The following is an 11248-nucleotide window of genomic DNA, read 5'->3' on the forward strand; positions in this document are numbered from 1 at the left end:
ACTTATGATTAGAGGCCAACTCTGCCCATGCCATTGATCACTTTGTCGAGCAATTCGTCCATACTTGTCATCACACGAGCTGCTGCGCTATAGGCGTGCTGGTATTTGATCATGTCGGACATCTCCTCATCGAGAGATACTCCTGAGATCGAGGAGCGCTGATTCTCCACTTGCCCAACCAAAATCTCCGAGTTTTTGTCCATCCGCTGCGCTTCCTGGCTGTCTACACCCAATTTCGCGATGGAGTAACGGTAGTAGTCGTCCAGAGTCGTCGATTCACCCAGACCTTCTGTTGACGTAAACACGTGGAATTTGATCGATGCGATGTCGCGCGCATTGCGCCCGTCCCCTTCGAAAGACGTCCCCGCTTCGTTGCCCTCCGACGCTTTTGTCTGTGCTGCCGCAATGGCATTCAGATTCGCTACGATCGCCGGGTTCAACGCCATCTTCGAAGCGTCTGTTGGCGGTTTTGTCGGATCCGTGCTATCTACAAAGAACATGAGCCCTTGCAAAGGGGCATTCGGGTTTGTTTTCCGGTTTTCAATGTCAAAAATATTCGCGCCAGTTTGGTGCAATTTGTTGATTTCCGTCGACATGCTTACGGCCAGTTTGTTTAAGCGGGAGGTCAAGTCTGCGATATACCCCGTTTTGGTGACAACCGGCTGGCCGTTCACAGTCGTCACGGTCGCCTCACCGCGCACCTTCAGATTCCCGCTCAACGTCCCTTGGCTTGTCGGCTTGAATTCTGCTCCGCCCAATGTAATGTCATTGAAGCCTGTAATCGCGTTTTTCACCGTCGCCATTTCAACCGATGCCCGGCCGGTCACCAATTCTTTTCCTTCAATCGTCACGTTGACCATGCCGCTTTCGGCTTCCGTCACTTTGATATCGGCCATCTTTGACAGCTTGTCGAGCAAGACATCTCGCTGATCATATAGATCATTCGGCTGGTAGCCATGCGGCACAACATCGGCGATCTGTTTGTTCAGGTCTGCGATTTGTTTCGCCATCGAATTGATATCCAGCACGTTCGTGGCAATCGTATTGTCCAAGTCTGTTTGCAGTTCCGTCATCGAAGTCATGATGCTGGAAAAAGTCTCTGTCAATGCAGTCGCACGCTGAGACACGACCGCGCGCGCAGAAAGGCTATTCGGTTCTTTCGCCAAATCCTGCCACGACTCCCACAGAGAGTCCATAACGGTTTGCAAACCTGTGTCAGACGGCTCATTCATGATCGCTTCCAGTTTGCCCAACCCGGATTGTACTGCATCCCAATAACCAAGATGCTTATTTTCGTTGCGCACTTGTGTATCGAGAAAACTCTCACGGATGCGCTGCAAGTCTGTTACTTGAACACCCGTCCCAATTTGACCAGGTGCCGTACTGTTGTTAATCCCCGGTGCAGGCAGTCCTGGTGTCGCCTGCATATTCGCGCGCTGGCGCGTATAGCCTTCCGTATTCGCATTTGCAATATTATGACTCGTCGTATCAAGCGCGGATTGCTGGGCAAACAAGCCCCGCTTGCTCACTTCAATCCCATGAAACGTTGAACGCATCGTAACACCTCTCTATGCTTTCTTGTTAAGGTACGACTGGTATTGCGTGTATCCGCCGGACAGTTGCCCATTCGGTTTGTGATAGATGTAATCGTCCTCTGGCGGAGCGGTAATGAAATCGAGCGACATTTCCACAAAGGAGAGCGATTGCGCCAATAGCTGCTGATTCAAATCGTTTGCCGCACGGAGTTCCGATACGATTCGCAGAAGCTCCTCCCGATGTGCGGTCAGTTGAGACTTTTCCTCTGCACTTGTGGTCATTTTGATCAAATCATCCAAGGTTTTGACCGTAATGGGATAACTGCGCTCACTCAGCAACTTTTCGATGCACTGAATGCGCGCAGCCTCCACCGCTTCAATCGCTTTCACCAGTTTTTGCTCTTTCTGCATGATCCGTACAAGCCCATCCGTATTTCCGGCGATGAGCACTTCCTTTTTTTCAACCGCTAACGTCAGCAAGGCAGCATGCAGGTCGCGCAAGTTGCCGAGCAGCTCATACAGCTTGTTCATGAAGTCCATTTGCCTTTACCCCTTTGCTTTTAGGGCTTTTTCCAAAACGAGAGGAACTTTTCCGCCACTTTCTCGGTCGGCACCTGATAGGTTCCATCCTCGATCGCCTGCTTGATGGACTGGACACGCTGCTTGCGAACTTGCGGCGTTTCCTCCGTGTCCTCACCCATGCGCAGCATTTCGAGTGCTTCGCTTGAGATTTGCACCTCATCTTTGCCCATCTTGTGCTTGCCTTCCTTGGATGCGGCTGCTTTCGCGGTGTTATTGTACGCATTTATCATTCCAGTGCGATTCGTTTCGTTGATTCGCATATTTTTTTCATCCCCTTATCTACAAAACAAAATGCCGATGACTACCTGTTCAGTAGTATCATCGGCATTTTTCACAAAAATGATTAGTTTTCCTATTCAATAATGTGGTCTTTGCGTTTATAGCCTTGTGCATTACGTTCTTTTTCAAAGTCAGCCAAGCGCTGATCCACATCAAGCTGTTGGTTGATCTCTCGCTTTAGATCATGAGCGCAGTTATCGCAAAATGTGCCTTTTTGAATCGTCGTGCCGCAATTTTCACATGGATATCCCAAATTCGGCGTATTCGCGATAGAAATTCTGCCTTCCCGAATAAACCGCGTGATCTGCTTGGCCGAAACGCCGGTAGCCTCGCTCACTTGTTGTAGCGTAGACCCGCGATTTTCGCGTTTGCGCAAGAACTGTGCACACTTTTCATAATCCTTCTCGATGGCTTGATAGCACTTAGGGCAAACATCTCGCGTCGATTGGACGAACAACGCATCACAGCTTGTGCAATTAGCCAACTTTCCCAAACTCATGGCAATTCTCTCCCCTTACACCGACTATCCCATCGGGAAAATCCTTACTTTCACTATAACGTATTTCGACAAAAACGACTATGACCGTTTTATGTAGTTTTCCATAGTCAACGGCATAATGTGAGACTGCAAACATCGATTTTGTTCGCAGCAGTCGGTAAAGCGGCAGCATGGATTGCCGTGGCACAGGAGCGTAGCGTAGAGCCGGTCGTATAAATATCGTCGACGATCAATAGTTTTTTGACTCTAGTAAGCGGTATAGGTAGCATCGCGAATGCGTCCCGCATGCTTTCCTGGCGGGCCAGGCGCCCGACTTGCTTGCTCTGCTTGTCCGTTTCTTTTGTCCGCAGCAAAAGCGATTTTACAGGCAAACGCAAGATACGCCCGAGCTGGACGGCAAGCAGCTCGGCTTGATTAAAACCACGCTCCCATTGCCGATTTTCATGAAGGGGGACGTAGCTGATCAGCGAAATGCCGGCATCCCGAAAATAACGGACGTAGCCGATCGCCATCAGCACGGCAAAGCAGTGCGCCCATCGCTCGTCGCCACGGTATTTGAAGGTGCCGATCCGTTCCTTGATCCACCCGTCATAGCGAAGCAGGCTCCGGTTGCAGCAAAGCGGATCATGCGCGATATGCGCGCAATCGCCGCACAGCTCGCCTTGTCCCACCCAGCTCTGCAAACTGCGACCGCAACGAAGGCAATGTACGCCCTGCAAAATGACAAGCTCACTGAGACAGCCTGCGCATAGCGGCAATTGACCGAATAACCGGTACAGTCGCGGATAAACGCTGCTGGGGACAAGGCTCCGGGCCAGCACTGTCCATGTTTCCTCCAACCGCTTTTGTACCAGGCTCCGATTGCAAGCCAAACACATCTTGTCACCCATGGTTCACCTGCTCCTTTCGCACGCTCATCCCCAAACGATTCATTCGCTTGATCTGCTTTACGGCTGTGTGCGGCACCCGCGAGCTGCCTGCCGTAATGAAGCGCACCATCCCATCCGGAGCATCTGCGGACCGCCCTACCCTCCCTGCGATTTGCACCAATGACGCTTCATCAAAAACACCGGCATCGGCCCCTAACACGATGACATCCGACCGCGGAATCGTCACGCCGCGTTCCAATATGGTCGTGGTTACAATCAGCCGCAACCGTTTTTCCCGAAACAGGGTGACCTTCTTCTCGCGTTCGGGGTCAGCTGCGTGCACGCCCGCCACCAGTCCATCGGTAGCAGGTAAAAAACGACCGATATAGCGCACGACGTGTTCGATCCATTCGATCCGGGGCACGAAAAGAAACAGCTGTCGATCTGCGTCGAGCGTGTGGGCGACCGCCCCCAGCAGGCTCTCCATCGGCACCCCTGTGCGCAGTTTCCGTTCAAGCTGGCGTTCCAGCACCACTTGAGGCACCGGCAGCAAATGACCGTGGTAGCGCAGCGGCAACATGACATGTGTAGCCGAAGACGGCGCAATCTGAAAAAACTTCTTCCTTACCAGCTTGCGGGTCAACTCGCGCGGTGGCGTAGCACTGAGAAACAAGCGCTTCCCCCCATCCGCAGCCGCTCGTTCAACCGCTCGGTACAGCATCTCATCCCCTCGAAACGGGAAGGCATCGACCTCGTCGACGATGACCAGCGCAAACCGTCGGTAATACCGCATCACCTGATGTGTGGTCGAAATGACCAACTGCGCATCCTGCCATTTTTCCAGGCTGGAGCCGTGGACGGCAATAACCTTGGTCGTCGGAAAAACACGAGCCAGCCTCGGTGCCAGCTCCAGCACGACATCCTTGCGCGGGGTGGCCACCAGCACCTGCCCTCCTTTTGCCACGATTTCATTGATGGCAGGAAAGATCAGCTCTGTCTTGCCCGCGCCGCAGACGGCCCAGATCAAAAACCCTCCCGCTTGGTTGCCCGAGGCCACAAAGCGCCGTGCATGTTCTGCCGCGAATGATTGGGCGGGCGAAAATTGACCAGACCATTGCAGCGGACTGGCAGTTGGTTCTTTTACTGCCCCACTTTCACACTGTGGCATTGGCGTACATACATAAGGCGTGCAGCATTTGCTCCGCCCCATGTCCAGACAGGCGGTGCAATAGGCGCACCCCTGGCCGCATGTATGACAGGTGCATAAAAGAATATGCCGCGCGCTACCGCAACGTTGGCAGCGGAAGGTGAGTGAATGACGCACGATTCCTTTATGCAGCTTCAGGCTGATTCCTGGATAGATCTCCGTCTTTTCTTGCAGAACAAGCCACTGCAGCGCCTCCTGCATAAAGCGAATCGGCTGACCTTGTTTTTCCGATAATCGTTCTATCTCATCGAGGAATAAGGCCCGTCCCGAAATTTGGCCGTATAAATGTGCTGCTTCTTTTATGAGTTGGTTGTGTGTCATGGTGAGCGGATTTGACAGGTGGGATGGGTATGCACTTGCCTCGGAAGGCTCGTTTGGGGGTTGCTTCCAGGTTGACACGGAAAAATACGCCTCAGCCGCAGGTGGGCTTGGTGCGTCTGCCACACGCTGCCCGTACAACCGATTGGTCTGTTTGACCATTCTGGAGACCATGCCGCGCAACTCGTCTACCACCGCTTCGCTGAATACGCCGCGTTTGCTCACATGGCGGTTGATTTGCTCGCGAATGGCAAAAGCCAGGGCCAACGAGGTACTGCTCCCGATCACAAACAGCCTCCTCGACTCCTGCTCTTCCCAAAACAGCTTGTCCACCGAAAAGCACGGTGTGACATATGCTTGCGGAGATTGCAGCCGTGCTCTTGCAGGCATGCGCCCGCTCACTTCCGCCTTGATGTAGACGAGATAATTCCGCATGTGTGTTCCCCTCCCTTTCCTTTATTGTGGAAAAAGACAGAGGGGGTGCGCAAATAAAAAAGAGAGCTGATCAGCTCTCACTTGTTGAAGGGTCGCGCAGATCCAAAACGTAAGCAGGCGCTGACGCGCTCTCCTCCGTAGTGAACAGCAGTTTATTGCGTTCCAATATCTTGATGATCGCTGGCGTATCATCGGTCGAACCGTGATCGGCAAGCAAAATCCGAACCGGCGTACCGTTTTTACGCGATGCAAAATGCAACCGGCGAACCACTGCTTCCAGCTGCTCGGCAGATTGATATAGATGAAGTTTCACCAAAATTGGCGTTTTTCCTGAAACAGTCGGGATTCGGCCAACAATGGGAGCGGCAATCAACGCAATCAAACCCGCGCAGCTATACGATACCAAAAGCCACGTAAACAACTCGTACAGCATGAGCATCCCTCCCTACTGACAGGGTATGCTCATCTTGCACTCCGTGCTATCGCAACTTTGCCTACAGGCGCACCCAGCCATTTTTGATCGAGTTGACGACGGCCTGCGTGCGGTCTTGTACATTGAGCTTTTGCAAAATGCTGCTGACATGGTTTTTTACCGTTTTTTCGCTGATGAACAAATACTCACCGATCGCACGGTTGCTTTTCCCCTCAGCCATCAGTTGCAATACTTCCAGCTCACGGCGGGTCAAAGACTCGATAATGTGCGGATCGACCGTTACAGCCGTCTCATAAGCCGCGGTTTGTTCCAGCGTCTCTTCTTGTTCGCTCAGTCGACGGAATTCGTCAATCAGCTTGCCCGTCACTTTCGGGTGAATGTAGGCGCCTCCGCGCGCAACGACGCGTACCGCTTCAACCAGCTCGCTGGTGCCCATCTCCTTCAGCAAATAGCCGGAAGCACCGGAACGGAGCGTCCGGTACACATAACCCTCGTCGTCATGGATCGACAAAATGATCACGCGAGTCTTCGGGCTGACGGTCACAACTTCTTCGGATGCGACCACACCGTTCACATTTGGCATGTTAATATCCATCAGGAGTACCTGCGGCTTGTGCTTTTCGACCAATTCAACCGCCTCGGAGCCGTCGGAGCCTTCCCCAACTACACAGAAGTCCTCTTCCATCTCCAGAATTCGTTTTACTCCTTCACGGAACAATTGATGATCATCTACCAAGACGATACTGATTTTTTCCTTCTGTTTCTCCATTTTCTCACCTTCCGCGAATGCATTCTAGTCTCTATCTTTTGATCGGAATATGGAACTGTACTCTCGTCCCTTGGCCTGGCTGCGAATGAATCTCCATCGTGCCTTCCAACAGCTGCGTCCGCTCTTTCATGCCCAAAATGCCAAAGGACTCTCCATCCGAGCTTTTTTCCGATACGACGAACCCGACTCCATCGTCCTTGACGACGATGATCACCTGCTCGTATTGAAATTCTACTTTTACCTGCACTTTTTTCGCGCGGGCATGCTTGAGCGTATTGTTCAGGCACTCCTGTATCAAACGGAACAGCGCGGCTTTCACCGAACTATCCAAATGCTGCTCTTTGCCAAAAACAGCTACATTGATATGCAAATTGGTGCGTTCTTCAAACGTTTGGCAATATTTCTGAATGGTAGGAATGAGCCCGAGATCATCCAACGCCATCGGGCGCAGATCGAAAATGATCCGCCGCACATCGGACAGGCTGAAACGCACCATGTCCTTCAATTCGTGCAGCTCCATTTGGGCTTCCACCATTCGATCGTTCTTCAGCATTTTCTCGACAATCTCCGTGCGCAGGACGACATTTGCCATCGACTGCGCAGGACCGTCGTGAATTTCTCTGGAAACGCGCTTGCGTTCTTCTTCCTGCGCCTGGATGATCCGCAGGCCCAGCATCTGATGGTGCTTGGCCGTCTCCAGCGCTTCTCCCACCTTGCTCAGATCGCCTGTCAGGTAATTCAGCACGACGCCAATGTGGGACATCAGGTTCTCCGCTTTTGCGATCGTTTCCTCGAGGCTGCGCAGACGCCGCTCCAATTCATCCCTGCGGCGGCGAAGGTTGGCCTCGCGCTCCCGGTTTACGGTCAGCTCAATCTGGATATTGTGAGCCTCCTCGTAGGCGACTCGTATGTCCTCTTCGGTATAGCTATGAAAATGTCTGCTTACCTGAGCCAAACGGGACTTTGCTTTTCGGTACGCCAATTCCAGCTTGTCCACACGATCGATCACTTTGCCGATCTCATTGCGAATCTCCATGATCTCCAGCTTCATCGTGCCACTTTCACGGCGGGCGTTTTCCGAAATCTCAAAAATCTGTTTTCTGCTGGCCTCCACGGTCTTCACTGTTTTTTTGAAGACGCCGTCCAGCAGATTGACATCAACCTTTTGGCTCATGACTGCTCCTCTCAAAAACCCGTTTTCACCTTCGTAAATAGTTCCAACAGCTTCTGTGTATCAAATGTATGCATGCCGACGTCATAGCGAGGCAGCTCGAAACGGTTCGTTCCGGCCTTGACGACATCGGGACGCGAATTAAACGCATATTGATAACCGGCTTGCTTGGCGGTTTCCGTCACCGTCTCATTGCTGAAACCGAACGGGTAGGAAATCACCCGAATCTCCTTTTTCGCGATTTGGGAAAGCGCGACTCGCGACATCATGAAATCAACGTACAGCCGATTTTTGTACTCCTGCTCGTTTTCCAGACGGGACAAGTCCTCCAGATAAACAGGAGCCGTCTGCGGCGTCAAATCTCCCCATTCGTTTTTTTCCGCTTGTTCATGCAGGCTGTAGGTATGGGAGCCGATATCGGACAACCCTGATGCCAACAGCTCATTCACCTCTTGCTCCGATAGCGGCGTGGTCATGTTCGGTCGCTTGCGGTCTACCGAATCACGCAGCCGCCCTGCAATCAAAAAGTTGACGGAAGGGTACCCGTATTGCTGTAACAACGGAAATGCTTCGGTATAGTAGCTTTCATACCCATCATCAAACGTGAGCAGTACGGCGTTCTCCGTCGCCAATACGCCCGTATCCACAAAACGGAGGAACTCCGTCAATGAAATCGGATGGAAGTCATTTTCGCGCAGAAAATCCAGATGCGCCTTCAATTCAGATGGGCTAATCTCATATTGTCGATCCGTCTTATCGGACACATGGTGGTATGTCAACACGACCACTTGATTATCGTACCACTTCTGTTTTTTTACCGGCTGTGATTGTTGCTCGGGCTGTTTTTGCCAGTCTGCCTCTTTCGAAACAGCTGCCTCAGCGGGTTCATTCGCAGTCTGCGCCTCCACGGCCCCCGGTGCAACGGCTGGCTGTACAGAGTCAGTCGCCCCGCCCGACCAGAAACCGCCCGCTACGACTGTCACCAGTACAATCAGGAACGTAATCAAGAAGGATATCCTTTTAAACACGCAGACTCCTCCTTTTTCATTTTATCATGTTCGACAAAAAAGCAGGAATTCCTTTATGTATGTCCTGCCAATGATGTAGAGTTTTGGCGAATTGAAAAAATGCCTAGCGCGGTGGCTAGGCATTTCCCTTGTTTTATCGATAGCGAGCTTACTTTACCAGTTCAGCTGCATCTTTTTTCAGATCTTCCGCTTTGTCTGTTTGCTCCCAAGGAACATTCAGGTCGTTGCGGCCAAAGTGACCGTAAGCAGCGGTTTGTTTGAAGATTGGACGACGCAGGTCCAGTTGCTTGATGATGCCGGCAGGACGCAGGTCGAAATGTTTGCGAGTCAATTGCACCAATGCTTCTTCACTGATTTTGCCTGTGCCAAACGTATCGACGCTGATGGATACAGGTTGTGCTACACCGATTGCATACGCAACCTGCACTTCGCATTTTTCAGCGAGGCCAGCAGCAACGATGTTTTTCGCAACATAGCGTGCAGCATATGCGCCGGAACGGTCAACTTTTGTTGGGTCCTTACCGGAGAACGCACCGCCGCCGTGGCGTGCATAGCCACCGTACGTATCAACGATGATTTTACGGCCAGTCAAGCCAGCATCCCCTTGAGGTCCGCCGATTACGAAACGGCCTGTCGGGTTGATGAAGTATTTGGTTTGGTCATCCAGCAAGTTCACTGGAACCACTTTTTTGATGACATGCTCAGTCAGATCCGCTTTGATTTGCTCCAAAGTGGTCTCAGGCGCATGTTGGGTGGAAATGACGATCGTGTCGATGCGAACAGGCTTGTCCCCGTCATACTCAACGGTTACTTGCGTTTTACCGTCCGGGCGCAGGTAGGACAGTGTGCCGTCTTTGCGCACTTCAGTCAAACGACGTGCCAACTGGTGAGCCATGCTGATTGGCAATGGCATCAGTTCAGGTGTTTCGTTGCAAGCAAAACCAAACATCAAACCTTGGTCGCCCGCACCGATCGCTTCGATTTCCGCATCGGTCATTTTGCCTTCTCTTGCTTCCAGCGCCTGGTCTACACCGAGGGCGATGTCAGCGGATTGCTCGCCGATTGCCAAGATGACGCCGCACGTGTCAGCATCGAAGCCGTATTTCGCGCGGTCATAGCCGATACCACGGATGGTATCGCGAACCAGCTTTTGAATATCTACATATGTGCTCGTTGTAATTTCACCTGCTACCAACACCAAACCAGTGGTCACGGATGTTTCGCAAGCCACGCGAGCATTCGGATCTTTTGCCAGAATAGCGTCCAATACTGCATCGGAAATTTGGTCGCAAATCTTATCAGGATGACCTTCCGTAACGGACTCTGAAGTAAACAAGCGACGACCTTTTTGTAAAGACATGATTCTTCCTCCTTTATTCTGTAAAGCTGGGGGATAAGCCGAATCAGCGAATCAGGTTCGTTGTACTCCACAAAAATAAAACCTTTTCCCTAATTGTGAGGAAAAGGTGCTTTTTGTATGCGTTCCCTAACCTCTTATCGGCCAGAATGGTCATCCATCCTGCTGGTTAGCACCGTCGTTATCGGTTGCCGGGCTTCATTGGGCCAGTCCCTCCGCCTGCTCTGGATAAGAGTATCCATTACGCATTTGATAATAATCATTTTTTATCGGGGTGTCAACCACTTATTTTATTTCGTAGTTGCCGCGAATCATTACATAGGCTACCCCATTATTCCCTGGCGCTAAACGCAGGCCGCGCGAGTCCGAACGGGCGATTAGCAATAAGTGGTTGGACTGCACCGCAGCGCCGCCGCGCAAGTCTGCGCCAGCGGTAATATCCGTCAATCCATCGCCATTCATTCCCGCTACCGCAACCACTTTTCCGGTGCGTACGATGAATTCGGTCCCTTCGTAGCCATACAAGGTTTGTCCAGCACGCAGCTCCTCGACCACCAACCGGTTGCCGCCGCCTGCAATTTGCTGGATTTGCTGATCCACGTAGCTTTTGGTCACGACCGGATCATCTGCGGAACCAGGCATGCCGCTCGATCCCGCTCCGTCTGCCCACGCTTGGGTGGCAAAAATGGTGAGCCCAACGAACCCCAGGCCGATGAGCCATTTGTTTCTTGTGCGTTTGTTCATCTCTAGCTGCCTCCTTTTTCCC

12 protein-coding genes and 1 riboswitch are annotated in these 11248 nt (G+C 52.0%); all 12 genes read right to left on the reverse strand.

Annotated features, from left to right (window positions below):
- Positions 1-8: 8 nt before the first annotated feature.
- The gene (gene flgK / locus ACTID9_RS27045) at positions 9-1556 is read right to left on the reverse strand and encodes a flagellar hook-associated protein FlgK (protein WP_441068494.1); all 1548 of its coding nucleotides are present in this window, start codon (positions 1554-1556) and stop codon (positions 9-11) included.
- Positions 1557-1568: 12 nt separating this feature from the next.
- Positions 1569-2075 (reverse strand): flagellar protein FlgN, encoded by a 507-nt coding sequence (locus ACTID9_RS27050; protein WP_441068496.1) that lies wholly within the window; start codon positions 2073-2075, stop codon positions 1569-1571.
- A gap of 20 nt (positions 2076-2095) precedes the next feature.
- Complete coding sequence (gene flgM, locus ACTID9_RS27055) at positions 2096-2377, reverse strand: flagellar biosynthesis anti-sigma factor FlgM (RefSeq protein ID WP_441068498.1); 282 nt, start codon at positions 2375-2377, stop codon at positions 2096-2098.
- A gap of 92 nt (positions 2378-2469) precedes the next feature.
- On the reverse strand, positions 2470-2895 hold the full coding sequence (locus ACTID9_RS27060) for a TIGR03826 family flagellar region protein (protein WP_441068500.1): 426 nt from the start codon (positions 2893-2895) through the stop codon (positions 2470-2472).
- 107 nt (positions 2896-3002) lie between these two features.
- Entirely contained in the window at positions 3003-3785 is a 783-nt protein-coding gene (locus tag ACTID9_RS27065; RefSeq protein WP_441068502.1) for a ComF family protein, read from the reverse strand.
- Positions 3778-5724 (reverse strand): DEAD/DEAH box helicase, encoded by a 1947-nt coding sequence (locus ACTID9_RS27070; RefSeq protein WP_441068504.1) that lies wholly within the window; start codon positions 5722-5724, stop codon positions 3778-3780. Before ACTID9_RS27070 ends, ACTID9_RS27065 begins: the two co-directional genes overlap by 8 nt.
- Before the next feature lie 70 nt (positions 5725-5794).
- Positions 5795-6157 (reverse strand): hypothetical protein, encoded by a 363-nt coding sequence (locus tag ACTID9_RS27075; RefSeq protein ID WP_441068506.1) that lies wholly within the window; start codon positions 6155-6157, stop codon positions 5795-5797.
- A gap of 61 nt (positions 6158-6218) precedes the next feature.
- Positions 6219-6926: a response regulator gene (locus tag ACTID9_RS27080; RefSeq protein WP_441068508.1), complete on the reverse strand. Its 708-nt coding sequence runs from the start codon at positions 6924-6926 to the stop codon at positions 6219-6221.
- Positions 6927-6957: 31 nt separating this feature from the next.
- Entirely contained in the window at positions 6958-8100 is a 1143-nt protein-coding gene (locus tag ACTID9_RS27085) for a sensor histidine kinase (RefSeq protein WP_441068510.1), read from the reverse strand.
- An 11-nt stretch (positions 8101-8111) separates the two neighbouring features.
- Positions 8112-9125, reverse strand: coding sequence for a polysaccharide deacetylase family protein (locus ACTID9_RS27090; RefSeq protein ID WP_441068512.1), 1014 nt, complete (start codon positions 9123-9125; stop codon positions 8112-8114).
- 148 nt (positions 9126-9273) lie between these two features.
- Positions 9274-10485, reverse strand: a complete 1212-nt coding sequence (gene metK, locus ACTID9_RS27095) for a methionine adenosyltransferase (protein ID WP_441068514.1) — start codon at positions 10483-10485, stop codon at positions 9274-9276.
- 131 nt (positions 10486-10616) lie between these two features.
- Positions 10617-10717: riboswitch (SAM riboswitch) on the reverse strand.
- A 50-nt stretch (positions 10718-10767) separates the two neighbouring features.
- The gene (locus tag ACTID9_RS27100) at positions 10768-11226 is read right to left on the reverse strand and encodes a hypothetical protein (protein WP_441068516.1); all 459 of its coding nucleotides are present in this window, start codon (positions 11224-11226) and stop codon (positions 10768-10770) included.
- Positions 11227-11248 lie beyond the last annotated feature (22 nt).

The organism is Brevibacillus fluminis, assembly GCF_052072235.1.
Taxonomy (GTDB): Bacteria; Bacillota; Bacilli; order Brevibacillales; family Brevibacillaceae; genus Brevibacillus_D; species Brevibacillus_D fluminis_A.